Below are 23655 nucleotides of genomic sequence, written 5' to 3'. Positions count from 1 at the left end.
CTTCGTAATTAATTCTTCGCGGTCGCTGCGGTGGCGCCGGCCTTGCCGGCAGCCCCCTTTGGCGCAACTTCGCGCGGAGTCTTGCGCGCGAACTTGCGGCGGATGTGCACGCCATTGCCAGGTCCCTTGCGCATTTCGAACGCACCGGATTTCGTGGCCAAGGAGCTGAGGTTCGTGCAGCCATACGTGCGTGGGTCAAAATCGGGCGCGATGCCGAGAATGCGGCTGCCGATACCGCCAAGATTCGCCCAGCCGTCGTCGTCTTGCAACTCCTCCATCGCCTTGTCGATGATTGGTATGGCTCGCGTTGCGGGCTCTTTCCTCACCGCCGGTTGTTGCTCGGCGATTCCCCCGCTAACCGTTTCCGCCGGGGCGTCCATCAGGTTTTCGATGTAGATAAATCGGGAGCAGGCATTGCGGAACGCTTCGGGAGTTTTCTTGGCGCCGAATCCGTAGACGACGGCGCCTTCCTCGCGTAGTCGTGATGCGAGGCGGGTGAAGTCGCTGTCCGAGCTGACAAGGCAAAAGCCATCGAGGTGGCCGCGGTGCAGAAGGTCCATCGCCTCGATCACCAGGGTAATATCGGCGGAGTTCTTGCCGGTTGTGTAGTTGAATTGCTGTGCGGGCACCATCGCCAGGTGCTGCATGACGTCACGCCAGCCCCGCAGCCGGTCATCGGCGAAGTCGCCATATATTCGCCGGACATTCGCCTCGCCTAGCTTGGCGACTTCCTCGAAAATGGCACGGGCGTAGCGGGCGCTGGTGTTGTCGGCGTCGATCAGGACGGCGAGGCTGTCCGGGCGGGGCGCGGGTATCATGGGGCACTCGACTTGCTGGCGGGATGGCACGAGAAAATCAGATCAGCCTCCTGCTTTCGACCTCTGTCCGGCGCAGGTCGGAGGTGCGGCGCCAGCGAAACAATATTTCCTTGCCTTTTTTTTAATCCCTGTTCTTGCAATACGTCGCCTCTCCGTCATACTTGTATGTTGCAGCGCACCATAAGAGGTGCGCCCGAGGAAGCTGGGGATAGGACGTCATGCTGATCCGCACTGTCGGCGTCGTTGGCGCTGGCCAGATGGGCACCGGAATCGCCCAGGTGTTTGCCCAGTCCGGCTTCGAGGTCTGGCTCGCTGACATTAGTCGCGAGCAGCTCGACAGCGCAGTCGAGCGGATCACCTGGGGCTACGGACGGCTGATCGAGAAGGAGCAGATGACCGAGGCCGAGCGCGACGCGGCCCTGGAGCGCCTCCACACCACCATGGATCTGACCGATCTTGGGCCGCTCGACCTGATCATCGAGTCCGCCACCGAGGACGAGCAGGTGAAGCACCGGATATTTGCCGAGCTGAAGCCGCAACTGGCGCCTCATACTATCCTGACCACGAACACCTCGTCGATTTCGATTACCCGCCTCGCGAGTGCCACCGACCGGCCCGAGCGCTTCATGGGATTCCATTTCATGAACCCGGTGCCGGTGATCCCGCTGGTCGAGCTGATCCGCGGCATCGCCACCTCGGATGAGACCTTCCAGGCGCTGAAGGAGGTGGTGGTTCGCCTCGGCAAGACCCCGGCGAACGCCGAGGACTTCCCGGCCTTCATCGTCAATCGCATCCTGCTGCCGATGATCAACGAGGCGATCTACACGCTCTACGAGGGTGTCGGCACCGTCGAGAGCATCGACACCGCGATGAAGCTGGGAACCCGGCACCCCATGGGACCGCTGGAGCTCGCGGATTTCATTGGCCTCGATGTCTGCCTCGCGATCATGAACGTGCTGCACGAAGGGCTCGCCGACACCAAGTACCGGCCATGCCCGCTGCTAGTCAAATATGTCGAGGCCGGCTGGCTCGGCCGCAAGACCCGGCGCGGCTTCTACGACTACCGGGTCGAGCCGCCAGTCCCGACCCGCTGACCCGGATCCGGTGCATCAAGGCTGCGTGAGTTGGGCCTTCCAGTCGCTTCCGGCTGGTGTAAATAGCTGAAATGGGGATCGGAAACACCAGAACGGGCTGGGGCTGGCCGGCGCGGCTCTTGCACTGGCTGGTCGCGGCCCTCATCCTATTCCAGCTCGGTCTCGGCGTCTGGATGGTCAACGTCGTCAGCGACGTGGCGAGGCAGTTCGCGCTCTATCAGACGCACAAGAGCTGGGGCTTCGTCATCTTCAGTCTCGCCCTGCTGCGCGTTGTGTGGCGAGCGACGCATCGCAGGCCCGATCTTCCCACGCACATGGGCACAACAGAAGCTGTTCTGGCGCGCGGCGCGCATGTGGCGCTTTACGTCCTGATGATCGCCATGCCGATCACGGGCTGGCTCCAGGTCTCGGCCTCGACGCTGCAAGACCAATTCGGCATTCGCAACACGGTCTTCGGACTCTTTGAGCTTCCGGACCCGTTCCAGCCTGGCTCAAAGTCCATCGAACTCCTGCTCAGGACCATCCACAACGGCCTGGCCGTCGCGCTGGCATTGATCCTCGCGGGCCATGTCGCGGCGGCGCTGTGGCACCACTTCGTGCGCCGCGACGCAGTGCTCAGGCGGATGGTCCTGGGGCGTTGAGAGCCCGAGGCTATCCAGGATTACCGGGGAATTGCTTGGCACCGTCGGGGAGCTCCTGCCAGCCGAGCTTCTCCTCGCACCAGATGTGGAGCTGTGGCTCCGCCCAGGATGGATCGTCAAGCGTTCCCGCCTTGATGAACTCCAGGCCCTCGTAGCCGGGGCCGCGTGAAAGGAAATGGGAGCCGCATTTCGAGCAGAAATAGCGGTTGAACGGCTTGCCGCTTGCCCCCGAGCGATCGACATAGGTTGCCACGGTGTCGCCGGTGACCTTCACCGATCCTTCCGGCATGGCGAGGTTGAAGGAATTCGTCGAGCCCGAATTCTTGCGGCAGGTCTCGCAGTAGCAGTTGATGATGGCCTTCGGCTCGACGTCGCTGGTGTAGCGTACGCTGCCGCACAGGCAGCCGCCCTCGATTTTCGGCATGGTCTTCCCCTTTTTAAGGCATTCGCCGAACCGGATGATGCCAGACTCGCCCGATCGTCACAACGTCGGAAGCGTGCGGGCCGCGATCCACTGGCAGTCCCTTATGTGACCGCGAGAGGTTCGGCGCCGGTGAGGCGCCGAAGCTCCTCGGCCGTTGTGGGAAAGACCGCCCGCGGCGTGCCCGCGGCGGCCCAGATCTGCGCATGTCCGAACAGGTCGCGGTCGATTACGATGCGCATCGCCGAGGCGTGCCCCACGGGTGGCACACCGCCGATGGCGTAGCCGGTTGCGGTGCGCACGAAGTCGGCATCGGCGCGCTCGAGGCGCTCTCCGAGCATCCGGCCGAGACGCTCCTCGTGCACCCGGTTGCCGCCCGAGGTCAGCACCAGGATGCCCTTGCCGCTTTCGGCGCCGCGAAAGACCAGCGACTTGACGATGGCGCCCTCGGCGCAGCCGCAGGCGGCAGCAGCCTCGGCCGCCGTGCGGGTCGAGGCCGGCATCTCGCGCACCACGGCAGCCGAGCCGAGCCCGGCGAGCGCTTGCTGGACCCGCTCTGCCGAGGCGGCAAGCGGCGGGGACGAGGCAGTCATGTCCTTGCGGTTTCGGTTACGGGTCTTGTCATCCGGACGATGCGACCGATCAGGGCCCGGGCCTCGGGGCTGTCCCAGTCGACCTCGCCCACGAGCCGCGCGATCTCGTGGCCCGCCCGATCGAGGATCAGCGTTTCCGGAAGCCCGACGACTCCGACCTGACGTTCGAGGTCACCGTTGCCGTCGTGCATAAAGTGCAGGTTGCGGATCCGGGCGTTGCGGAAGAACTGCTCGGGCATGCCGACCCCGCCATGGTCAACGGACACCGCAACGACGGCGAAATCGGGCCCCTGCAGCGCCCCGGCCAAGCGGTCGAGTGCCGGCATCTCGGCCCGGCAGGGCGGACACCAGCCGGCCCAGAGATTGAGCAACACCACCTTGCCTCTGTAATGCGCCAGGGTCACCGGATTGCCCTTACGATCGCGGAACGATGCCTCGACGCGCGGCTGGGGGTGATCGCGGATGACGAGGTTTGCCATCTGGCCCGTGCGAAACTGCTCGAGCTCAGCGCGCTGCGCGGGTGTCAGCGCCGCGGCGGCGTTTGCAGCCAGCACGATTGCGCCGTATAGGAAGGCGGCAAATGCGAGGCGGAGGGACGGGCGGCGCATACGGGCCTCCGGCACGGCAGACGGGAGCGAAGCCATGGGCCACAATAGCGATTCGCGCGGCAGGAGCCAGCCCCCGTCTGGCCCGATTGCATCCGGCGCTGCGAACACCATGTGGGGAGGCCGCTTCGCCGCCGGCCCGGATGCCGTGATGGCGGCAATCAACGCCTCGATCGCCTTTGACCGGCGCCTGTATGCCGAGGATATCGCTGGCAGCCGGGCCCACGCGGCGATGCTGGCGGCCCAGGGCATCATCTCCGAGGCGGACCATGCCGCGATCGACGCTGGACTGACGCGGGTGCTGGAGGAGATCGAAAGCTGCCGCTTTGCCTTCTCCGAGGCGCTCGAGGACATTCATATGAACGTCGAGGCACGGCTGCGGGAGATCGTCGGCGAGCCTGCGGGCCGGCTGCACACCGCGCGTTCGCGCAACGACCAGGTCGCCACTGACCTGCGGCTTTGGGTGCGGCGTGCGATCGACGAGACCGACATGGCGCTGGCGGCGCTGATGCGGGCGCTGGTGGCGCAGGCCGAGGACGGCGTCGAGGTCGTGATGCCGGGATTCACGCATTTGCAGACCGCACAGCCGGTGAGCTGGGGCCACCACATGCTGGCCTATGTCGAGATGCTGGCCCGCGACCGGGACCGCTTCGCCGACTGCCGCCGGCGGCTGAACGAGTGCCCCTTGGGCGCGGCGGCGCTGGCCGGGACCTCATTTTCGATCGACCGCCAGGCAACCGCGCATGCGCTCGGCTTCGACCGGCCGGCCGCGAACTCGCTCGACGCCGTCTCCGACCGCGACTTCGTGCTGGAGTTCCTTGCCGCGGCGACCATCTGCTCCATGCATCTCAGCCGCTTCGCCGAGGAGCTGGTGATCTGGTCGTCGGCGCAGTTCCGCTTCGTCACGCTCTCGGACCGCTTCGCCACGGGGTCCTCGATCATGCCGCAAAAGCGCAACCCGGACGCGGCCGAACTGGTCCGTGCCAAGGTCGGACGCATCGCCGGGGCATTGACGGCCCTGGTCACCGTGATGAAGGGTCTGCCGCTCGCCTATTCCAAGGACATGCAGGAGGACAAGGAACCCCTGTTCGACGCCGTCGATGCCTTGGCTCTGGCACTCGCTGCGATGGAGGGTATGGTGCGCGACATGCAGCCGAGGGCCGAGCGGCTGCACGAGGCGGCGGCGAGCGGGTTTTCCACAGCGACCGACCTCGCCGACTGGTTGGTGCGCGTGCTCGGCATGCCGTTTCGCGAGGCGCACCGTGTGACGGGACGTATCGTCGCGCTGGCGGAGAGCGAGGGCTGCGGGCTTTCCCACCTGCCACTTGAGAAGATGCAGGGCGTGGAGCCCCGGATTACCGCGGCAATCTTCGACGTCCTGTCGGTTGAGGCATCGATCGCGAGCCGCACCAGCTTCGGCGGCACTGCGCCGGCGCGCGTGCGCGAGCAGGTGTCGCGCTGGAAGAAGGCGTTGCGATGATGGTCAATCGGCTCGCACTGGCCGCCCTTGTGGCGGCGCTGGCGCTTTCCGCCTGTGGCGTCAAGGGCGACCCGCTTCGCCCGGGCCAGAAGACGGCCCATCAGGAGAAGGTTCAGAAGAAGACGACCGTGCAGAGCACGAACTGAGCTGGGCGGTGCATGGACCATTTCTATTACATCGCGGGCCGTCTGCACGCCGAAGAGGTGCCGGTCGAGCGTATCGCCGAGGCGGTAGGTACTCCGTTCTACGTCTATTCGACGGCGACCCTCGAGCGGCATTACCGGGTGTTCGATGAGGCGCTGGCCGGGCTCGACCACCTGATCGCCTATTCGCTCAAGGCCAACGCCAACCAGGCAGTGATCGCCACGCTGGCACGGCTCGGCGCGGGCGCCGACGTCGTCTCCGGCGGAGAGCTGGCCCGGGCCCTGGCGGCGGGCGTGCCGCCTGACAAGATAATCTTCTCGGGCGTCGGCAAGACGGCCGGGGAGATGCGCGCGGGCCTCGCCGCCGGCGTCCGTCAGTTCAACATCGAGAGCGAGCCCGAGCTTGCCTTGCTCGACGAAACGGCCCGCGCCATGGGCAAAATCGCGCCCGTCAGCGTTCGCGTGAACCCCGACGTCGACGCCCGGACGCATGCGAAGATCTCGACGGGCAAGGCCGAGAACAAGTTCGGTGTGCCGATTTCCCGGGCCCGGCAAGTCTATGCCGAGGCCGCGCGGCTCACCGGCGTCGAGGTCGTCGGCATCGATGTCCATATCGGCTCGCAGCTGACCGATCTGGCTCCGTTCGAGGCGGCCTTCGCCAAGGTGGCCTCGCTGGCCGAGGCGCTTCGCAGCGACGGGCACCGCATTGGCCGGCTGGATCTGGGGGGCGGGCTCGGCATCCCCTACCGGCGGTCGAACGAGGAGCCGCCCTTGCCCTTTGACTACGGTGCCCTCGTCAAGCGTACCGTGGGCCATCTGGGCTGCGAGATCGCCATCGAGCCAGGGCGGCTGATCGTAGGCAACGCAGGGCTGATGATCGCCCGCGTCCTCTACGCCAAACACGGAGAGGGGCGCGACTTCCTCATCGTGGACGCCGCGATGAACGACCTGGTGCGCCCGGCCATGTACGATGCCTGGCACGATATCGTGCCGGTGGCCGAGCCTGCGCCAAACGCCCCGGTCGCGCCGGTCGATGTCGTGGGACCCGTGTGCGAGACGGCGGACACGTTCGGCCGCGACCGCGTTCTGCCCCGACTGGCCTCCGGCGCCTTGATCGCCTTTCGCTCGGCCGGCGCCTATGGCGCGGTCATGGCCTCGGAATACAATACCCGGCCGCTGATCCCGGAGGTCCTGGTGCGAGGCGATCGGTTCGCCCTGATCCGCGCCCGGCCCACATATGCACAGATGATCGAACGTGATAAGTTGCCGCCATGGCTGGAGGGTCCCTGAGCGGCGGCGAGAGGCCCCGCGCGAGACGGAGCGGCATGGCAAGATCCCCATTCTCCGGACACCGGCGCGCCCTGAGCAAGGCGACCCGGCAAGAGATTCGACTTAGCCGGCTGGCGCTGGCCGCAGAGCGGCTGGCACGCGCGCTCTGGCCTTTCTTCTCGGCGCTCTGCCTGGTGCTTGCCGCCGCGCTTTTCGGATTCTTTGCCGTGCCGGGTGCCGGGGCGCATACCGTCTTCGTGTGGTGCGTGCTCGGCGTGCTTAGCACAACGCTGGCTTGGGGCCTTTGGCGGTTCCGCATGCCGAGCCGGCGCGACGCGGCCCGGCGGCTGGATGCCGCGGATCCGAGCCATCCGATTGCTGCGCTCGGGGATCGCCTCGCTGGTGGACGCGAGGACCGGGCGGCGCAGATGCTCTGGTTCGAACACCTGCAACGGGCCGAGCGGGCGGCTGCGCGGTTGCGGGCGGGCGCGCCCGACCTGCGGCTCGCTCGCTTCGACCGGTGGGCCTTGAGGCTCTTCGCCCCGACACTTCTGGTCGCGGGCATCATTGGCGCCGGACAGGACTGGCAGGCGCGGCTCGAAAGCCTCTTTACCCCGGCGCACCTCAAATCTCACGGAGCGCCCGCTGCGGCGGCCGGACCTGCCGTCGAGGCGTGGGCGGTGCCACCTGCCTATACCGGGCTGGAGACCGTGTATCTCGACAGCAAGTCAACTGGCGCGCCGGTGCGGTTGCCGGTGGGCTCGGAGCTCGTGCTGCGCGTCACCGACCTCGGCGGGTCGCCGAAACTCGACGCGCCGGGGCTGGACCACTTCGACGGTTTCTCGACCTTGGGTTCGCGGCTGGCCGAAGCGCGCGGCGTGGTGGAGCGCTCGGGCAGGATCAGGGTCTCGGGCGGGGGAAGGGTCCTGGCGGCCTGGAACGTCACGATGATCCCAGACCGCCCGCCGCAGATCTCCGTGACCGGGCAGCCAGGGGCCACCTTCGGCGGGGCGCTCGAGGTGCACTATCGGGCGCGCGACGACTATGGCGTCACCAGCGCCTGGGCCGAGATCACGCCGCTCGCCGGCTTTGCCACGGGGGGCGCGCTGGTCGAGAAGCCCGTCACTTTCGCCTTGCCCCTGCCATTCACGGGCAAGACGCGCGAGGTCGCGGACAGCGTGGTCCGTGATTTCGGCGACCATCCCTGGGCGGGCGCCTGGGTGAAGATGACGCTGCATGCCGAGGACGGGGCCGGGCAGCAGGCGACGGCAGCCCCGGTCAGTTTCCGACTGCCGGGGCGGCCCTTCACCCATCCCCTGGCCAAGGCGCTGGTCGAGCAGCGCCGCGAGCTGGCGATGGACTTTGCAAAAGGCGCTCGAACGCTAGACGTGCTTCAGGCCATCACGCGGCGGCCCGAGGACGTGTTTAAGGACAACTACGGTGCCTATCTGGGCACGCGCACGGCGATCCGCCGGCTGGCCGATTCCGTGGCGGCCGACCAGGTGTCGAACGCCGCCCCCGATGTCACCGCGTTCCTCTGGTCCGCCGCTCTCTCGCTCGAGGACGGCAAACTTTCCTCGGCGCTCGAACGCCTGCGCCAGGCGGAGGAGACACTACGCCGGGCGCTGGAGCACGGCAGCGAGGAGGACATCCGCCGAGCCATGGACAAGCTGCGGCTGGCGATGAACAATTATCTGCAGCAAATGATGCGTCAGGCACTTGAGCGCGGCACCAAGCCCGGCCAGGAGCAGACGCCCGGCGGTAATCAGCAGATGCTGAGCCAACAGGACTTGAAGGACATGCTTGATCAAATGCAGCGGCGGGCTGAGGCGGGTCTGCGCGATCAGGCGCAGCAGATGCTCTCGGAATTGAGCCGGATGCTGGAGAACCTGCAGGCCGGGCGCGCGCAGCAGGGCCAGGGCCAGCAGGCGATGCAGAAGCTGCAGGAGATGATCCAGCGCCAGAGAGACCTGGCTGACCGCACCTTCAACGAGCTCCGCCAGCGCCGTCGCGGCAATCTGCCGGGCCAGCAGGGCCAGCCCGGGCAGCAGCCGGGTCAGCAACCCGGCCAGCAGGGGCTCGGCCGCGAACCGGGCCAGCAATACGGCCAAGGCCAAGGCGGCCAATCGGAGGCGCTCGCCGGCGAGCAGGAGGCGCTGCGCCGCCAGCTCGACAATCTGATCAACCGACTTCCCGGGAGCGAGGACGCCGGGCGTGCCCTTGGCGATGCCGGGCGCGCAATGGGTGAGGCCCGCGACAACCTGCGCGGCAACCGGCCCGGCGATGCAGTTCCCAACCAGATGGAGGCCCTCAACCGGCTTAGCGACGGCGCAAGGGCGCTGGCAGAGAAACTGCGCAACGGCCAGGGTGACGTGGCGAACCGCGGCCGCGGCCGTAACGATGGACTGGCCGGCGACCAGCACATGGATCCGTTTGACCGACCGGCCGCCGCTTATGGCGCGATCGGCGGGCGCGACACGAAGGTGCCGGACCAGTCAGCGCTCGACCGCGCGCATCAGGTGCTGGAGGAGTTGCGCCGGCGCTCGGCCCAGTCCTGGCGCCCGCCGATGGAACTGGACTACCTCGGTCGCCTGATCAACCGTTTCTGACAGCACGAAGGCGTCGTCGGGCCCGTTCACTAACCGGACGTCGAGGAGGTGGTGCCTTGGCCATTGCTTCCCGGCTGGCCCTGGCCTCCAGCCTGCTTGTTACCGACGAGCGGCCCTATCTTCTTGGTCACCCAGGCCCGCCAGCCGGCCGTTGCCTTGTCCAGGGCGACGCGATAGCGGTCGACGGTGACCACGTACTCATTGAGCGCCGGCGCCATCTGGGGCGACGAGGCGACAATCTGCGGTTTCAGGACGTACAGGCCGACCATGACTCCCGCGACCGCCGCCACAAGCGTAAATCCAGTGAGGAACGCCCCCGACTTTTGCTTGCGCTCCTTCGCCTTTTGCAGGCGCCGCGCCCGCTTCTCGTGCATCCGGCGCAGCCTTGCGGCATCGTAGTTGGCCGAGCGCTTGGCTTCCTTGAGAGGCGAGCCGGACTTGTCGAGTTGGGCGATCCGCGATTTGAGCGGGTCGATTTCGACCTCGTCCTCCTCCGCGTCGTCGAAGTCGTGCTTTTCCGCTTGGCGGCGCGCTGTCAGATCGGCCCGGCCCGGCTTTGCCGCGGCGGCCGCCGGTTCAGGCTCGGGCTCGTTTTCCGAATTGCGCTTGAGGTCGTCGAGCATGCGACGGATGGAATCCATCTGCTGCTCGCGGCTGCCGCCCGCAATGGAAGCGGCCCCGGATACCTCGGCCGAGGCTCCATGCGAAGTCTGCTCGGCCGCCGCTTCGACGGGCGCGGGTTCGGAGCGCGTCGCGGACGATTCGGCGACCTCCGTATGTGCCAAGCTCAGGCTCTCCTCGCCGGAGTTCTCGGGATATGCGCGCCATTTGTGAGAGCATTTCGAGCAGGTCACATTGCGCCCGTCGGGCCCGATCGAGCCGTCAGGCACCTGGTACTGTGCCCCGCATGACGGACAAACAATCTCGATCATTCATACCCTCCAAACCCTTGGAGCCATATTCTGTGTCCTTGTATAAACCGGTCTTGGCAAGACTCCAAGCAACCGAGACGGCCTGATTGTTGCGGAATCGTGTCAGACGTGCCGCAAGGACCGCAGGTGTTCGCTCGGCGCGCGAATAGCGCCGGGCGACACTCTCCCTGGCGGCGTCGAGGCAGGCCCGGCGGAGGGCGGCTTGACAGCAGCGTGATGGCGCCGTCTAACGCCGCGGCGCGACGTGCACGCAGAGCCGGGGGTGCGCCGGCCTGAAGGAGTTGGAAACCCGCCCATGCAGTGGCTGCGCTCGGCGATTCACACGGTGCTGATTTACGGGCTGATGGGCCTAATGGGCATCTGCGGAGCGCCCGTTGTGCTGTGGTCCCGTTCCTGGACTCTGCGCTGGATGAAGCTTTGGACCGGCGCAACCTTCTCACTGACCCGCTGGCTATGCGGTCTGCGCGTGGAATGGCGCGGGCCGATCCCCAAAACACCGGTCGTGGTGGCGGCGAAGCACCAGTCGATCCTCGACGTGCTGATGTTGTTCCATGTTCTGCCCGAGCCTCGATTCGTGATGAAGCGCGAGCTGGTCTGGGCGCCCGTATTCGGTCTCTACGCCCTGCGCGTCGGCTGCATCTGGATCCGCCGGGAGAAGCGTGGCGAGGGCCAGACCATGATGCAGCGGCTCGAGCGGGTGCAGGCCCGGACCGGACAGGTGGTGATCTACCCGCAGGGAACCCGTGTGCCGCCGGGCAGCTACAAGCCCTATCGTCGCGGCGCCGCCATGGCCTACGAGGCCTTTGGCCTGCCGATGGCGCTGGCGGCGACGAATGTTGGATGGTTCTGGCCGAAGAAGGGCATGGTCAAGCGGCCCGGCACTGCCGTCGTCGAGTTCCTCGGTGTGCTGCACCCGGGGCTTCCGCGCTCCGACATCATGCGGCAGATGGAGGACGCGATCGAAATCGCTTCGAATCGCCTGGGCGACGAGGCAGCGTGCGAACTGGGCGAGCAGGTGGCCGCCTGAGAGATCAAGAGAGCGCCGTCTCGCCCATCGCCACGAACTTTTTCCGGCGCTCGGCCCGCAACTGCGCCGCCGAGAGGTCGCGCAGTGCCTCCAGGGCGGTGGCGATCGCCGCTTCGACACTGGCCACTGCCGCCTTCGGATCGCGCTGAGCGCCGCCGAGCGGCTCGCGCACGATGGTGTCGATCACCCCCAGCGCCTGCAGATCTTGCGCGGTCAGACGCAGCGCGGCCGCCGCCTCGCGCATCTTCTCGGCGTTCTTCCACAGGATCGAGGCGCACCCCTCGGGCGAGATCACAGAATAGATGGAGTGCTCGAGCATGATCGCCCGGTTGGCCGTGGCCAGCGCCACGGCGCCCCCCGAGCCGCCCTCGCCGATCACGACAGAGATCAGCGGAGCATGAACCTTGGGGCACATATCGGTGGCGCGTGCGATCGCCTCGGCCTGGCCACGCTCCTCGGCGCCCTTTCCTGGGTAAGCTCCGGGCGTGTCCACCAGCGTGATGACCGGCAGGCGGAAGCGGTCGGCCATCTCCATCAGGCGCACGGCCTTGCGATAGCCCTCGGGCCGGGCCATGCCGAAGTTGTGCTCGAGGCGTGTCTTGGTGTCGGCACCCTTCTCGTTGGCCAGGACGACCACCGGGCGGTCATGGAAGCGGGCGATCCCGCTGATCACGGCGTGGTCCTCGGCGAAACCGCGGTCGCCCGCCAGTGGCGTGAACTCGGAGAAGAGCGCCTCGACGTAGACGCGCGCATGCGGGCGGTTCGGATGCCGCGCCACCTGGCATTTTTGCCAGGGGGTGAGCTGCTTGTAAGTCTCGCGCAGCATCTCGGCGGCGCGGTGCTCGAGTTGGTCGACCTCGGGTCCGATCTTCAGGTTCGGATCCTGCCGCGCCATGGCGCGAAGCTCCTCGGCCTTGCCCTGGAGCTCGGCGACCCCCTTTTCGAAGTCGAGGTAGTTCTGCATCTGCGTCCGTGTCTCCTTCGGCCCGCAATCGCGCCGCTCGAAGCTGTCGCGCCCGACTAGGGCATTTGCGGGCGGGATGCAACTTGACAGGCGCTTCCGGCCTCGCCGAAAGCGTCGCTTGAAGCGTGTGCTGTCAGCCCTTTCGTCCAACCTCGGGCCCGATTCACTCGGCCTTGCCGACGATGACCTGGGCCTGGCGGACCGAGGCGATGCCGACCAGTTTGCCAGCCGCTGCGACCGCGCGCGCCGGCGCATGATCTATGATCTCAGATCCAACGCCGGACGCGCCGCTCGCGCAGCTCGCCGCCCCCGGCATCACCACGGACCTCACGCTGGGCTCGGCAGGCCCTCCTCGTGTCAGATCCGCATTGAAGCGGCGGCCGATCGGCGGCATGCTTGTGCATTGTTGCGTCCTTGGCGCGGCGCGCCCTGCCTTGGCCCAGCGCCCCGCGCGATTTTCGGAGAGCGCGCCCATGGCCGATCCCGCACCCCGTCCCGTTGCCTTGGTGACCGGCGCCTCGTCGGGCATCGGCCGTGCCTTCGCCGAGAAGCTCGCCTGCGACGGGCATGACCTGGTGCTCGTCGCCCGCCGGCGGGCGCGGCTGGAGGATCTGGCCGGCCAGCTGGCAGGGCAGGGCGCGAGATGCGAGGTTCTGGTCGCTGATCTCGCGGTTGACGGCGACCTCGCCCGGGTCGAGCGCCGCGTCGCCGCCGGCGACCTCGCGTTGCTGGTCAACAATGCCGGGTTCCAGACCTACGTGCCCTTCGTCGAGCTCGACCCCGATCGCGCGGACGAGCAGATCCGGGTGCAGGCCACGGCGGTGGTGCGGCTCAGCCGGGCCGTCCTGCCCGCCATGTTGGCCCGCGGCGCCGGCACCATTATCAATGTCGCGTCGATGCTGGGCTTCAGCGCCGGCATGACCCAGCCTTTCCTTCCCAAGCGCGCCGTCTATGCGGCCAGCAAGGCCTTTGTCAACGCCTTCACCGAGCTTCTGTCGGTTGAGCTGGAGGGCACCGGGGTCAGGGTGCAGTCGCTCTGTCCCGGCGTCGTGCGCACGGAGTTCCACGATGTCGACGGCGAGCCGAAGCTGCGCCCCAATGTGCCCGTCATGGAGCCGGTGGACCTGGTCGCAGCGTCGCTGGCAGCGCTCTCCCTCGGCGAGGTGATCTGCGCCCCGGCCCTGGGCGACGCGACGCTCATCGCTGCCGAGCGCGCCGCCCGTCATGCGGTCTTCAGCGGCGGCCTCGGCGCGCAGCCGGCGCCGCGCTATAGGGGTTCGGCCGTCGGCTAATGCGCAAAGGGCTCCGCCCCTGCGCTCGCCGGCGCCGCCAATGACCGCACCCCTGAGCTGCGCGCGCCGACCTAAGCTCCGCGCCTGATCAGCTCCGCCTGGCGCACGATCACCTGGGCCTGGCGGATCGAGGCGAGGTCGATCAGCCGGCCGTCCAGCGTCACGGCCCCGGCACCCTCGGCCTGGGCCATCTCCATGGCGGCGATGATCCTTTGAGCCTGGGCGACCATCTCCTCCGAGGGGGTAAAGACCTCGTTCGCCAACGCCACCTGCTTGGGATGGATGGCCCACTTGCCAACCATGCCCAGCGTCGCGGCGCGCCGCGCCTGCGCGCGGAAGCCTTCCTCATCCGAGAAATCGCCGAAGGGGCCGTCCACGGGGAGTATGCCGTGCGCCCGGCAGGCGGCGACGATGGCAACCGTGGGGTGGTGCCACGGGTCCCCGTAGTGCCGCGCGCGCTCGTCCGTCTCGCCGCGCCGGTCCGCGAGCATGTAGTAGTGCTCCTGCGTTCCGCCGATGCCGGTCGTCGCCATGCCCATCGAGGCCGCATAGTCCGCCGCCCCGAGGCTCAGGGCCTGCAGTCGCGGGCTGGCTGCCGCGATCTCGTTGACGTTGACCAGGCCGGCGGCGGTCTCGATGATGCCCTCGAGCCCGAGGCGCTTTTTCCGCCCCTTGGCCCGCTCGATCGCGGTGATCAGCGCGTCGACCGCGTAGATGTCGCGGGCATTGCCGATCTTCGGCACCATGATCAGGTCGAGCCGCTCGCCGCAGTTCTCCAGGAGCTCGACCACGTCGCGGTACCAGTACTCGGTATCGAGCCCGTTGATCCGGACCGAGACGGCCCTGTGTCCCCAATCGACGTCGTTGATCGCCTCGATGATGTTCCTGCGCGCCGCCGCCTTGTCCGGTGGTGCGACGGCGTCTTCGAGGTCGAGGTTCACCACATCCGCCGCGCTCGCCGCCATCTTCTCGAAGATCGCGGGCCGCGAGCCTGGTCCGAATAGCTGACAACGGTTTGGGCGGGCAAGGGGCATGGGCTGGATGAGAAAACTCATCGTCTGTCTCCTGAGCGAAAGCAGGCGGGGATCGGCGCAACCTAAATCCGCGCACCATACCGGTCAATCGCGCCGACGGCATGTTCCTGCGCCGCTTGCATTTCGACCGTCTGCCGCTTAGGTGCTAGCCGCATGATCCGGCCGATCCTCATCCATCCCGACCCGCGGCTGAAGAAGCGCGCCGCTTCCGTCGAAAGCGTCGACGACGGGGTGCGCGCGCTGATGGATGACCTGCTCGAGACCATGTATCACGCGCCCGGCATCGGACTGGCGGCGCCGCAGATCGGCGTCATGAAGCGCGTGCTGGTGATGGACGTCGCCAAGGGCGACGACGAGCCGCCCGAGCCGCTGCGCCTCGCAAACCCCGAGGTGGTCTGGGCTTCGGACGAATTGCACGAGCACGAGGAGGGGTGCCTTTCGGTCCCCGACGTCTATGCGCCGATCACGCGACCGGCGGAGGTGCGCGTGCGATTTCTCAACCGCGCGGGCGGGGAGGAAGAACGCCACTTCACCGGCCTGGGTGCCACCTGCGTGCAGCACGAGATCGATCACTTGAACGGCAAGCTGTTCATCGACTATCTCAGCCCGATGCGCCGGCAGATGATCACCTCGAAGATGAAGAAGCTCAAGCGCGAGCGGGCGCGGGCGCGCACCGCCGCCGAGTGAGGACGGGGCGGGACCAGATGCGTCTCGCCTTCCTCGGCGCCCCCGACTTCGCGGTTCCGACGCTGCAGGCCCTGGCCGAGGCCGGGCACGAGATCGTTCGCGTCTACACCCAGCCGGTGCGGCGGGGCGGTCGGGGCCAGGCGCCGCGCCCCTCGCCGGTGCAGCGCGCGGCCGAGACGCTGGGTCTGTCCGTGGAGGCGCCGGAAGACTTTCGTGACGCGGAGGTGCCGGCCGGCTTCGCCGGCCTCGGCCTCGATGCCGCGATCGTGGTCGCCTATGGGCAGATCCTGCCGGTGGCGGCGCTGGAGGCGCCGCGGCTCGGCTGTCTCAACCTGCATGCCTCGCTGTTGCCGCGCTGGCGGGGCGCCGCACCGATCCAGCGGGCGATCATGGCCGGCGATGCCGAGACGGGAGTGTGCGTCATGCAGGTCGAGGAGAGCCTCGACACCGGGCCGGTCTATGCCTGCGAGCGCCTGCCCATCGGGCCCGAGGACACCGCCGGCACCCTGCATGACCGGCTGGCGGCCATGGGGGCGGCGCTCATGGTGCGAACGCTCGCCGCCATCGAGGCCGGGGAGGCGCAGGCGACACCACAGGCCGAGGTCGGCGTCACCTACGCCCGCAAGATCGAGAAGGCCGAGGCGCGCATCGACTGGAGCCACCCGGCCGCCGTGCTCGATGCGCAGATCCGCGGCCTCAGCCCGTTTCCGGGCGCCTGGTGCGCGATCGCGGGGGAACGGGTCAAGGTGCTGCTGGCCCGGCCCGAGCCGGGCGAGCGGCCGCCCGGCACCGTGCTCGACGACGAACTCCTGGTTGCCTGCGGCGACGGCGCGCTGCGCCTCGCGCGGCTCCAGCGCGCCGGCAAGGCCCCGATGGACGCGGCCACCTTCCTGCGCGGCTTCGCCGTCCCGGCGGGATCGCGGCTCGGCTGAGGCGCCGTCTGCCGGGTGCGAGGCCGGGCGGATGACGGGCTCAGGAGCGGTCGTTTTCAGGCCGGATTCGCGCGTCCAAATTTGGACACCTCACAACCCATTGAAATCGAAGGCATTTCAGTTTGGACGGATTTTTTTGGTCCATGGACCCGCGGCGGAGATCGGCAGTCGCCGGCTGCGGCTTGGCCGGGGGCCGATTTGCCCCGCGGGGTCAGCCGCCACCCGCCGCCCTCGCAAGCCCCCGAAGCAAAGCGAGCGCCTCCCCGGCCCGGTCCGCCGGGACGAACAGGTGGTCGTGGTGGAAGGCCGAGACCGGGTTCACGCTGATCCCCGCTTCGGCGAGAGATGTCGTGATCCGCGCCAGGAAGCCCACCGCCTCGAGCGAGGAGTGCACGCGCAGCGTGATCATGCGCGCGGGGAAGGCCGCCTCGATCCCTGCCGCCGCAGCGGCGTCGCGCTCGACGACCAGGGTCGTGCCCTCGGCCTCGCGGAACTGCATGACGGGTGTGAGCCCGTCGGGCGCGGGGACGCCGGGCGCAAGCGTTGCGAAAACATAGACCCCGGGCCGAAGCTCGGGGTCCATGCCGGCGAGCAGCCGGTCGAGATCGGTCTCGCCGCTCATGCCGGGCGGTGCCGGTCCGGGCTCAGATTCCCATGCACAGATACTTGATCTCGAGGAAGTCCTCGATGCCGAATTTCGAGCCCTCGCGGCCCAGCCCGGAATGCTTGACGCCGCCGAAGGGCGCCACCTCGGTCGAGATGATGCCGGTGTTGATGCCGACGATGCCGTATTCGAGCGCCTCGGCCACCTTCCAGACCCGTGTCAGGTCCTTGGCATAGAAGTAGCTGGCCAGTCCGAACTCGGTGTCGTTGGCCATCTTAACCACGTCCGCGTCCGTCTCGAACTTGAACAGCGGAGCGACGGGGCCGAAGGTCTCCTCGCGGGCGCACAGCATGTCCTGCGTGACGCCGACCAGCACGGTGGGCTGGTAGAAAGTGCGCCCCAGCTCGTGCGGCTGGCCGCCGGCGATGACCTCGGCGCCCTTGCCGGTGGCGTCGGCCACGTGCTCCTTGACCTTGGCGAGGCCGGCTTCGTCGATCAGCGGGCCGGTGGTCACGCCCTCGGCGAAACCGTCGCCCACCTTGAGCTTGCCGACCGCCCTGGTCAGCTTCTCGGCGAAGGCGTCGTAGACGCCCGACTGCACGTAGATGCGGTTAGCGCAGACGCAGGTCTGGCCGGCATTGCGGAACTTGCACATGATCGCGCCCTCGACCGCCTTGTCGAGGTCGGCGTCGTCGAACACGATGAAGGGCGCGTTGCCGCCGAGCTCGAGGCTGACCTTCTTGATCTGGTCCGAGCACTGGCGCATCAGGATGCGGCCGACCTCGGTCGAGCCGGTGAAGGTCATCTTGCGCACCTGGTCGTTGGTGCACAGTTCCTCGCCGACGCCGCGCGCGTCCGTCGAGGTGATCATGTTGAACACGCCCTTGGGGAAGCCGGCCTTCTCGGCCAGCACGGCCAGCGCCGTGGCCGAGAGCGGCGTCTGCTTGGCGGGCTTGATCACCACGGTGCAGCCGACGGCGAGCGCCGGCGCGACCTTGCGGGTGATCATGGCGTTGGGGAAGTTCCACGGCGTGATGGCGCCCACGACGCCCACGGGCTGCTTGAGGATGACGATGCGCTTGTCCGCCTGGTGGCCGGGAATGGTGTCGCCGTAGACGCGCTTGGCCTCCTCGGCGAACCACTCGATAAAGTTGGCACCGTAGACGATCTCGCCCTTGGCCTCGGCCAGCGGCTTGCCCTGCTCGGCGGTGAGCAGCCGGGCAAGGTCGTCGGCGTTCTCCATGATCAGCTCGAACCAGCGCCGCAGGATCGCGGCGCGCTCCTTCCCGGTCTTGGCGGACCAGGCGGGGAAGGCGGCATAGGCGGCGTCGACCGCGCGCTTGGTGTCGGCGCGGGTGAGGTCGGCGCACTGGATGATCTCCTCGCCGGTCGCCGGATTGGTGACGGGAAAGGTCTTCGCGCCCTTGAGCCATTCGCCGTTTACGTAGGCGCGGCCCTCGAGCAGGTTTCTCGCGGTGAGATCGAACATCGGGGCTCCTCCGGGTTCAGGATTCCGTTTCCGGGTCTGGCGCTAAATGAGGCGCATCCGCCGCCGCGGTCAAGCTGTCCGCGGCCGCGCGCTTCAGCGCCTTGATCTCGGCCCGTGCCAGACGGTCGGCGCGCTCGTTCTGCTCGTGGCCGGCATGGCCCTTGATCCAATGCCATTCTACCTTGTGCCGGGCGGCGGCGGCGTCAAGCCGCGCCCACAGATCGGCGTTCTTCACCGGGGTCCTGCCCGCGGTCCTCCATCCGTTCTGCTTCCAGCGGTGGATCCACCGGGTGATGCCGGTGCGCAGGTAGACCGAATCGGTGACGATGGCGATTTGGGAGGGGCGGCTCAGTGCCTCGAGCGCCGCGATCGCGGCCATCAGCTCCATGCGGTTGTTGGTGGTCTGCGGCTCGGCGCCGCTGAGTTCGCGCGCCCGCACCAGCCTGTCGCCGTCGCGCGCCTGAAGCACCACGCCCCAGCCGCCCGGGCCCGGATTGCCCGAGCAGGCGCCGTCGGTGTAGGCGAAGAGCTCGGGCACGGCGCCGGCTCAGGAGGCTTCGCGGAACACGCGCGGCACCTTGAAGCTGACGTTCTCCTGCGCCGTCACCACCGGCTTCACGCTCACCTCATAGCGGCCGCGGAAGGCGGCGATGACGTCATCGACCAGAACCTCCGGGGCGCTGGCGCCGGCGGTGACGCCGATGGCGCGGGCGCCTTCGAGCGCGCGCCAGTCGATCTCGGCGGCGTTCTGCACCAGCTCGGCATATCCGCAGCCGGCGGCGCGGCCGACCTCGACCAGGCGGCGCGAGTTCGAGGAGTTCGGCGCGCCCACAACGATCAGGGCGTCGATCTCGTGGGCCATCGCCTTGACCGCCTCCTGCCGGTTGGTGGTGGCGTAGCAGATGTCCTTCTTGTGCGGCCCGACGATCGCCGGGAAGCGGGCCCTGAGCGCCTCGACCGCCGCGGCGGTGTCGTCGATCGAGAGCGTGGTCTGGGTGATATAGGCCAGCCTCTCGGGGTCGCGCGGCTGGATGCGGGCGACGTCCTCCACCGTCTCGACCAGGATGACCTCGCCGGGCGGGAGCTGGCCCATGGTGCCGATGGTCTCGGGGTGCCCGGAATGGCCGATCATGACGATCTGGCGCCCCATCTCGTGGTGGCGCTCGGCCTCGACATGCACCTTCGAGACCAGCGGGCATGTGGCATCGACATAGATCATGTTGCGCCGGTGCGCCTCGGTGGGCACCGTCTTGGGCACGCCGTGCGCCGAGAAGATCACCGGGCGGTCGTCGGGGCATTCGTTCAGCTCCTCGACGAACACGGCGCCCTTGGCGCGCAGGTCCTCGACCACGCGGCGGTTGTGCACGATCTCGTGGCGCACATAGACCGGCGCGCCCCATTTCTCCAGCGCCATCTCGACGATGTCGATGGCGCGCACCACGCCGGCGCAGAAGCCGCGCGGCTCGGCGAGGTAGAGGGTCAGTGGCGGGCGTTCGGACATTGGCGCTCCTCAGGGGGCCGAATAGCGGGGCCTTTGGCCCTCAGTTAGGGACTCATCGCCCCGGCGGCCACCCGTCTAACCGGAATCGCCGCCCTCCGTCCACCGCCGCGGGGCGGGCGCGAAGCGGCCGGGATCGCGTGTCCACGCGTGGACACATGCTTAACATGTTGATTTATATAGATAAGTCATTTCGGGTCACCGTACTGCGGTTGTGGTGCCGCCATGGCATGGCGCTCGAGCAGCCGCACCAGGCGGGCGCGGGCCTCGGGCAGGGCCTCGCGCTCGAAGGCGGGGCAGGCCCGGGTCTCGAGGAAATGCCCGGTGGTCCTGAGCGCGGCGCGCACGGCGGCGATGTCGGGCGCGCCCCGGCCCAGCAGGAACTCCGGCAGGGGCAGCATCCGGTCGGCCCAGGCCGCGCCGGCCCGGCGCGACACCGCGCGGCCGCTGCGGGGCGAGACGAAGGCGAGGTCCTCGCGCTCGCCGGTGGCGGCGCAGCGGGCGAGGTCCAGCCCGAAGCCGAGCGCGGCAAGCAGCGAGAGCTCCCAGCGGGCATAGAGGGCGGGCCAGTCCCAGGCGTGTGCTGCCAGCGCGTCCGCGAGCGCCAGCGTTTCGTCATAGAGCGGAGCATCCGGCTCGCGCTCGGGCAGGAAGGCGATCGCCAGCGCGCCTAACGCGTTGAGCGCCGCCAGCGCCGCGCGGTCGCCCATGATCGCGGCGGCGCGCGCGCGCACAGGCTCGACGCGATAGTGCCCCAGATGCTCGGCCAGCCGGGCGCGCCATTCCAGCGCGAGCTGCGCCCCGGGCTGCAGCACGGGCGCGAGCCGCGCGCTCTGCCCGCCATGGACGAGCCCGGCATGACGGCCATGCGCGCGGGTCAGCGCCTCGATGATGACGCTCGACTCGCCATGCGGGCGCACCGCCAGCAGGATGCCTTCGTCGTGCCAGTCCATCGCCTTTGCGCCAATCTGCGCGGCAAGGGTATTCCGCCCGCGCTATTCCGCCAAACCCGGCGCGTCGAGCAGGTGGCGGCCGCGCGGGTCCTCGATCTCGATGATCCACAGGTCGGGATCATAGCGGCGCTGGCGGGCCAGCGCCTCGTCCACCCTGGCCTCGGGCGCGCCCTCGAGCTGCGCCGCCCAGACCCGGTCGCCCTCGGGCCCGAAGACGCGGGTGAAGAAGGAGGCGCGGCCGTCCATCTGCGCCACCTTGACCGCTACGGCCCCGGCCGTGCCGTCGCCCTTGCGTGCGACGTGGGCGTAAATGCCCTCCTGCGCCAGCCGCGCGAGATAGGCCGAGACCCAGACCTCGGTGGTCAGCCGCGGTCCTGCGCCCCAGGCCATCGCTCAGGTCCCGGAGAAGTCGAGGCCGAGCGCGCGGTAGCGCTCGGGCTCGTCCTGCCAGTCGGGCCGCACCTTCACCGTGAGGAACAGGTGGACGGGCCGGCCCAGGATCGCGGCGATTTCCTCGCGCGCCGCGGCGCCGATCTGTCGGATGGTGTGGCCGCGCTCGCCCAGCACGATCCCCTTGTGGCCGGCACGTCCCACGTAGACGATCTGCCCGATGCGCACCGAGCCGTCCTTCTTCTCCTCCCAGCTCTCGGTCTCGACGGTCGCCTGGTAGGGCAGCTCCTGGTGCAGCCGCAGCGTCAGCTTCTCGCGCGTGACCTCGGCGGCGATCATGCGCATGGACAGGTCCGCGACCTGATCGGCCGGGTAGAGCCACGGGCCCCGCGGCACGGCACCGGCCAGCCAGCGGCGCAGCCCGGCGGTGCCGTCGCCATCGAGCGCCGAGATCATGAAGGTCTCGGCGAAGGCGCGCCGGGCGTTCAACTCGGCCGCCAGCGCCAGCAGTCCGGGGCGCTTTACCCGGTCGATCTTGTTGATCGCCAGCGCCAGCGTCCCGCCCTTGCCAATGTGGGCGTCGAGGCCGTCGAGGATCGCCTCTACGCCTGCGGTGAGGCCCCGCTGTGCCTCGACCATGAGGACCACGATGTCCGCATCCTGCACGCCGGACCAGGCCGCCGCGACCATCGCCCGGTCCAAGCGCCGGCGCGGGCGGAACAGGCCGGGCGTGTCGACGAAGATCAGCTGGCTCGCGCCCTCGAGCGCGATGCCGCGGATGCGAAAGCGCGTGGTCTGCACCTTGTGCGTGACGATCGACACCTTGGTTCCGACCATGGCGTTGACCAGGGTGGACTTGCCCGCATTCGGCTCGCCGATCACGGCGACGAAGCCGCAGTGGGTCGGCAGGTCAGCCATGCAGGTCGGCGTCCAGCCCCAGCTGCGCCAACAGGGCCCTGGCGGCGGCCTGCTCGGCCTGCTTCTTCGAGGTGGCCTCGCCGGGGGCCCGCTCGCCGGTCTCGATGCTGGCCTCTATGGTGAAGTGCGGCGCGTGGTCGGGCCCCTCGCGCGAGGTCACGGTGTAGGCCGGGGGCGCCATGCCGCGGCCCTGGGCCCATTCCTGCAGCCGGGTCTTGGCGTCCGTTGGCGCCGTCTCGGGCGCCGCGATCCGCCGCGCCCAGCGGGCCAGCACCAGGCGGCGCGCCGCCGGCAGGCCGCCGTCGAGATAGAGCGCGGCGATCACCGCCTCCATGGCGTCGGCCAGGATCGCCTTCTTCCGGCGTCCGCCGCTGGTCGCCTCGGATCGCCCCAGGCGCAGGTAGCTGCCGAGCGAAAGCTCCTCGGCCACCTCGGCCAACGTCTCGCGCCGCACCAGGGCGTTGAGCCGGGGCGCCAGCGCGCCTTCCTCCTCGTGCGGGTAGGCCTCGAGCAGCGCTTCGGCGATCACCAGCCCCAGCACCCGGTCGCCGAGGAACTCGAGCCGCTGGTTGTTGGGGCGCGTCGACGAGGCGGCCGAGGGATGCGTCACCGCCTGCTCGAGCAACTCCGCTGCGGCGAAGCGGTGGTCCAGCGCCTCTGCCAGGTAGCGGAGCGCCGCCGGGCGGGACGCGCGCCGCGGGGGCCCCATCAATGAACCTTCAGGAAGAAGCGCGACCAGCGCGGGTAGGGCAGGCGCGCCGTGCGGTCGATCGAGGTATGCACCAGCCAGACCCGGTAGCGCAGGTTCTCGATCGGCACCATGCCGTGCCGGCGAAAGCGGCTGTCGACCGCGTGGTCGCGGTTGTCGCCCATGACGAAGACATAGCCTTTGGGCACTGTGAACATGGTCGTGTCGTCGCCGCTATCGGCGCCCGACAGACGTGCCACGCCGATGCGGTGGCGGCTGTTGATGACGACTTCGGAGGTGCCGTCGGGCAGGGTCTCGCGCCACAGTTCCTGCCGGCACTTGCCGTAGACCTTGACCGGATCGTTCAGGCAGTAGGGAAGGGGCGCCCCGCGCCCCGGCGGCGCCTTCTCGATCGTTCTGGTGGCGATTTGCTCCATCCGCGCGCGTTGCCCGTCGATGTAGACGGCGCCTCCGCGCATCTGGACCCGCTCGCCCGGCAGCCCGATCAGCCGCATGATCCGCTGCTGGCGCATGCCGCTGGAAGGCGAATGGAAGTCGATGAAGGCGCGAGGGT

Annotated in this window: 27 protein-coding genes; 10 read left to right on the top strand and 17 right to left on the bottom strand. The window is 68.6% G+C overall.

Annotated features, from left to right (window positions below; translation table 11 throughout):
* Window positions 1-8: 8 nt before the first annotated feature.
* A complete protein-coding gene (locus AC32QD_RS01995) occupies window positions 9-818 on the bottom strand; it encodes an NYN domain-containing protein (RefSeq protein WP_492008801.1) in 810 nt (269 codons plus the stop codon).
* Between the two features lie 218 nt (window positions 819-1036).
* On the opposite strand from AC32QD_RS01995, the gene AC32QD_RS01990 reads away from it, so the two are divergent.
* Complete coding sequence (locus AC32QD_RS01990; RefSeq protein ID WP_492008800.1) at window positions 1037-1912, top strand: 3-hydroxybutyryl-CoA dehydrogenase; 876 nt, start codon at window positions 1037-1039, stop codon at window positions 1910-1912.
* Window positions 1913-1983: 71 nt separating this feature from the next.
* Complete coding sequence (locus AC32QD_RS01985) at window positions 1984-2553, top strand: cytochrome b (RefSeq protein WP_492008799.1); 570 nt, start codon at window positions 1984-1986, stop codon at window positions 2551-2553.
* Window positions 2554-2563: 10 nt separating this feature from the next.
* Here the strand turns inward: AC32QD_RS01985 and AC32QD_RS01980 are convergent, their stop codons facing one another.
* The 3 genes from AC32QD_RS01980 to AC32QD_RS01970 all read right to left on the bottom strand — a co-directional run bounded on the left by AC32QD_RS01980 (window position 2564) and on the right by AC32QD_RS01970 (window position 4175).
* Window positions 2564-2977, bottom strand: coding sequence for a GFA family protein (locus AC32QD_RS01980; protein WP_492008798.1), 414 nt, complete (start codon window positions 2975-2977; stop codon window positions 2564-2566).
* 101 nt (window positions 2978-3078) lie between these two features.
* Window positions 3079-3567, bottom strand: a complete 489-nt coding sequence (locus tag AC32QD_RS01975) for a YbaK/EbsC family protein (protein WP_492008797.1) — start codon at window positions 3565-3567, stop codon at window positions 3079-3081.
* Entirely contained in the window at window positions 3564-4175 is a 612-nt protein-coding gene (locus tag AC32QD_RS01970) for a TlpA disulfide reductase family protein (RefSeq protein WP_492008796.1), read from the bottom strand. The genes AC32QD_RS01975 and AC32QD_RS01970 overlap by 4 nt, the downstream gene beginning before the upstream one ends.
* Before the next feature lie 109 nt (window positions 4176-4284).
* On the opposite strand from AC32QD_RS01970, the gene argH reads away from it, so the two are divergent.
* The 4 genes from argH to AC32QD_RS01950 are packed head-to-tail and all read left to right on the top strand — an operon-like array spanning window position 4285 to window position 9673.
* The gene (gene argH / locus AC32QD_RS01965) at window positions 4285-5652 is read left to right on the top strand and encodes an argininosuccinate lyase (RefSeq protein WP_492008795.1); all 1368 of its coding nucleotides are present in this window, start codon (window positions 4285-4287) and stop codon (window positions 5650-5652) included.
* Window positions 5649-5798: an LPS translocon maturation chaperone LptM gene (gene lptM, locus AC32QD_RS01960; RefSeq protein WP_492008794.1), complete on the top strand. Its 150-nt coding sequence runs from the start codon at window positions 5649-5651 to the stop codon at window positions 5796-5798. Before argH ends, lptM begins: the two co-directional genes overlap by 4 nt.
* Before the next feature lie 12 nt (window positions 5799-5810).
* Window positions 5811-7085, top strand: a complete 1275-nt coding sequence (gene lysA / locus AC32QD_RS01955) for a diaminopimelate decarboxylase (protein WP_492008793.1) — start codon at window positions 5811-5813, stop codon at window positions 7083-7085.
* 35 nt (window positions 7086-7120) lie between these two features.
* Window positions 7121-9673: a TIGR02302 family protein gene (locus AC32QD_RS01950; RefSeq protein WP_492008792.1), complete on the top strand. Its 2553-nt coding sequence runs from the start codon at window positions 7121-7123 to the stop codon at window positions 9671-9673.
* A gap of 29 nt (window positions 9674-9702) precedes the next feature.
* Here AC32QD_RS01950 and AC32QD_RS01945 read toward each other — a convergent pair whose 3' ends face one another.
* Window positions 9703-10605: a zinc-ribbon domain-containing protein gene (locus AC32QD_RS01945; RefSeq protein WP_492008791.1), complete on the bottom strand. Its 903-nt coding sequence runs from the start codon at window positions 10603-10605 to the stop codon at window positions 9703-9705.
* A 295-nt stretch (window positions 10606-10900) separates the two neighbouring features.
* Between AC32QD_RS01945 and AC32QD_RS01940 the strand changes: the two genes are divergently transcribed.
* Window positions 10901-11632: a lysophospholipid acyltransferase family protein gene (locus tag AC32QD_RS01940; RefSeq protein ID WP_492008790.1), complete on the top strand. Its 732-nt coding sequence runs from the start codon at window positions 10901-10903 to the stop codon at window positions 11630-11632.
* A 4-nt stretch (window positions 11633-11636) separates the two neighbouring features.
* Here the strand turns inward: AC32QD_RS01940 and AC32QD_RS01935 are convergent, their stop codons facing one another.
* The gene (locus tag AC32QD_RS01935) at window positions 11637-12596 is read right to left on the bottom strand and encodes an acetyl-CoA carboxylase carboxyltransferase subunit alpha (RefSeq protein ID WP_492008789.1); all 960 of its coding nucleotides are present in this window, start codon (window positions 12594-12596) and stop codon (window positions 11637-11639) included.
* Between the two features lie 163 nt (window positions 12597-12759).
* Complete coding sequence (locus AC32QD_RS01930) at window positions 12760-13071, bottom strand: hypothetical protein (protein ID WP_492008788.1); 312 nt, start codon at window positions 13069-13071, stop codon at window positions 12760-12762.
* Between AC32QD_RS01930 and AC32QD_RS01925 the strand changes: the two genes are divergently transcribed.
* Window positions 13070-13888: an SDR family NAD(P)-dependent oxidoreductase gene (locus AC32QD_RS01925; RefSeq protein ID WP_492008787.1), complete on the top strand. Its 819-nt coding sequence runs from the start codon at window positions 13070-13072 to the stop codon at window positions 13886-13888. The genes AC32QD_RS01930 and AC32QD_RS01925 overlap by 2 nt on opposite strands.
* 71 nt (window positions 13889-13959) lie before the next feature.
* Here AC32QD_RS01925 and AC32QD_RS01920 read toward each other — a convergent pair whose 3' ends face one another.
* Complete coding sequence (locus AC32QD_RS01920; RefSeq protein WP_492008786.1) at window positions 13960-14943, bottom strand: HpcH/HpaI aldolase/citrate lyase family protein; 984 nt, start codon at window positions 14941-14943, stop codon at window positions 13960-13962.
* Between the two features lie 132 nt (window positions 14944-15075).
* Here AC32QD_RS01920 and def point away from each other — a divergent pair, with 132 nt between their 5' ends.
* Both def and fmt read left to right on the top strand, forming a co-directional pair.
* Entirely contained in the window at window positions 15076-15609 is a 534-nt protein-coding gene (gene def, locus AC32QD_RS01915; RefSeq protein WP_492008785.1) for a peptide deformylase, read from the top strand.
* 17 nt (window positions 15610-15626) lie between these two features.
* Window positions 15627-16541 carry a methionyl-tRNA formyltransferase gene (gene fmt / locus AC32QD_RS01910; protein ID WP_492008784.1) on the top strand — a complete coding sequence of 305 codons (915 nt, stop codon included), beginning with the start codon at window positions 15627-15629 and terminating at the stop codon, window positions 16539-16541.
* A 211-nt stretch (window positions 16542-16752) separates the two neighbouring features.
* Here fmt and AC32QD_RS01905 read toward each other — a convergent pair whose 3' ends face one another.
* The 9 genes from AC32QD_RS01905 to lepB all read right to left on the bottom strand — a co-directional run.
* The gene (locus AC32QD_RS01905) at window positions 16753-17163 is read right to left on the bottom strand and encodes an ACT domain-containing protein (protein ID WP_492008783.1); all 411 of its coding nucleotides are present in this window, start codon (window positions 17161-17163) and stop codon (window positions 16753-16755) included.
* A gap of 22 nt (window positions 17164-17185) precedes the next feature.
* Window positions 17186-18634 (bottom strand): NAD-dependent succinate-semialdehyde dehydrogenase, encoded by a 1449-nt coding sequence (locus tag AC32QD_RS01900; RefSeq protein ID WP_492008782.1) that lies wholly within the window; start codon window positions 18632-18634, stop codon window positions 17186-17188.
* A gap of 16 nt (window positions 18635-18650) precedes the next feature.
* On the bottom strand, window positions 18651-19172 hold the full coding sequence (gene rnhA / locus AC32QD_RS01895) for a ribonuclease HI (protein ID WP_492008781.1): 522 nt from the start codon (window positions 19170-19172) through the stop codon (window positions 18651-18653).
* Between the two features lie 9 nt (window positions 19173-19181).
* The gene (gene ispH, locus AC32QD_RS01890; protein WP_492008780.1) at window positions 19182-20135 is read right to left on the bottom strand and encodes a 4-hydroxy-3-methylbut-2-enyl diphosphate reductase; all 954 of its coding nucleotides are present in this window, start codon (window positions 20133-20135) and stop codon (window positions 19182-19184) included.
* Between the two features lie 185 nt (window positions 20136-20320).
* On the bottom strand, window positions 20321-21085 hold the full coding sequence (gene recO / locus AC32QD_RS01885) for a DNA repair protein RecO (protein WP_492008779.1): 765 nt from the start codon (window positions 21083-21085) through the stop codon (window positions 20321-20323).
* Window positions 21086-21127: 42 nt separating this feature from the next.
* Window positions 21128-21475: a DUF1491 family protein gene (locus AC32QD_RS01880; RefSeq protein ID WP_492008778.1), complete on the bottom strand. Its 348-nt coding sequence runs from the start codon at window positions 21473-21475 to the stop codon at window positions 21128-21130.
* A gap of 3 nt (window positions 21476-21478) precedes the next feature.
* On the bottom strand, window positions 21479-22384 hold the full coding sequence (gene era / locus AC32QD_RS01875) for a GTPase Era (protein ID WP_492008802.1): 906 nt from the start codon (window positions 22382-22384) through the stop codon (window positions 21479-21481).
* A gap of 1 nt (window position 22385) precedes the next feature.
* Window positions 22386-23102, bottom strand: coding sequence for a ribonuclease III (gene rnc, locus AC32QD_RS01870; RefSeq protein ID WP_492008777.1), 717 nt, complete (start codon window positions 23100-23102; stop codon window positions 22386-22388).
* On the bottom strand, window positions 23102-23655 hold a 554-nt coding region (gene lepB, locus AC32QD_RS01865; RefSeq protein WP_492008776.1), incomplete at its 5' end, for a signal peptidase I. The genes rnc and lepB, both read right to left, overlap by 1 nt.

This window comes from Thermohalobaculum sp. (assembly GCF_058622915.1).
Note: the sequence above shows the minus strand (reverse complement) of the source record. Positions and strands in the feature narration are given on the sequence as shown.

Coding starts and splice junctions, on each gene's coding strand:
- AC32QD_RS01995 (WP_492008801.1), bottom strand. CDS start 818: ATGATACCCGCGCCCCGCCCGGACAGCCTCGCCGTCCTGATCGACGCC.
- argH (WP_492008795.1), top strand. CDS start 4,285: ATGTGGGGAGGCCGCTTCGCCGCCGGCCCGGATGCCGTGATGGCGGCA.
- AC32QD_RS01950 (WP_492008792.1), top strand. CDS start 7,121: ATGGCAAGATCCCCATTCTCCGGACACCGGCGCGCCCTGAGCAAGGCG.
- AC32QD_RS01930 (WP_492008788.1), bottom strand. CDS start 13,071: ATGGGCGCGCTCTCCGAAAATCGCGCGGGGCGCTGGGCCAAGGCAGGG.
- AC32QD_RS01905 (WP_492008783.1), bottom strand. CDS start 17,163: ATGAGCGGCGAGACCGATCTCGACCGGCTGCTCGCCGGCATGGACCCC.
- rnc (WP_492008777.1), bottom strand. CDS start 23,102: ATGGGGCCCCCGCGGCGCGCGTCCCGCCCGGCGGCGCTCCGCTACCTG.
- recO (WP_492008779.1), bottom strand. CDS start 21,085: ATGGACTGGCACGACGAAGGCATCCTGCTGGCGGTGCGCCCGCATGGC.
- ispH (WP_492008780.1), bottom strand. CDS start 20,135: ATGTCCGAACGCCCGCCACTGACCCTCTACCTCGCCGAGCCGCGCGGC.
- AC32QD_RS01900 (WP_492008782.1), bottom strand. CDS start 18,634: ATGTTCGATCTCACCGCGAGAAACCTGCTCGAGGGCCGCGCCTACGTA.
- AC32QD_RS01985 (WP_492008799.1), top strand. CDS start 1,984: ATGGGGATCGGAAACACCAGAACGGGCTGGGGCTGGCCGGCGCGGCTC.
- AC32QD_RS01990 (WP_492008800.1), top strand. CDS start 1,037: ATGCTGATCCGCACTGTCGGCGTCGTTGGCGCTGGCCAGATGGGCACC.
- AC32QD_RS01925 (WP_492008787.1), top strand. CDS start 13,070: ATGGCCGATCCCGCACCCCGTCCCGTTGCCTTGGTGACCGGCGCCTCG.
- lysA (WP_492008793.1), top strand. CDS start 5,811: ATGGACCATTTCTATTACATCGCGGGCCGTCTGCACGCCGAAGAGGTG.
- AC32QD_RS01935 (WP_492008789.1), bottom strand. CDS start 12,596: ATGCAGAACTACCTCGACTTCGAAAAGGGGGTCGCCGAGCTCCAGGGC.
- AC32QD_RS01880 (WP_492008778.1), bottom strand. CDS start 21,475: ATGGCCTGGGGCGCAGGACCGCGGCTGACCACCGAGGTCTGGGTCTCG.
- lptM (WP_492008794.1), top strand. CDS start 5,649: ATGATGGTCAATCGGCTCGCACTGGCCGCCCTTGTGGCGGCGCTGGCG.
- AC32QD_RS01970 (WP_492008796.1), bottom strand. CDS start 4,175: ATGCGCCGCCCGTCCCTCCGCCTCGCATTTGCCGCCTTCCTATACGGC.
- def (WP_492008785.1), top strand. CDS start 15,076: ATGATCCGGCCGATCCTCATCCATCCCGACCCGCGGCTGAAGAAGCGC.
- AC32QD_RS01980 (WP_492008798.1), bottom strand. CDS start 2,977: ATGCCGAAAATCGAGGGCGGCTGCCTGTGCGGCAGCGTACGCTACACC.
- AC32QD_RS01920 (WP_492008786.1), bottom strand. CDS start 14,943: ATGAGTTTTCTCATCCAGCCCATGCCCCTTGCCCGCCCAAACCGTTGT.
- AC32QD_RS01975 (WP_492008797.1), bottom strand. CDS start 3,567: ATGACTGCCTCGTCCCCGCCGCTTGCCGCCTCGGCAGAGCGGGTCCAG.
- fmt (WP_492008784.1), top strand. CDS start 15,627: ATGCGTCTCGCCTTCCTCGGCGCCCCCGACTTCGCGGTTCCGACGCTG.
- AC32QD_RS01940 (WP_492008790.1), top strand. CDS start 10,901: ATGCAGTGGCTGCGCTCGGCGATTCACACGGTGCTGATTTACGGGCTG.
- AC32QD_RS01945 (WP_492008791.1), bottom strand. CDS start 10,605: ATGATCGAGATTGTTTGTCCGTCATGCGGGGCACAGTACCAGGTGCCT.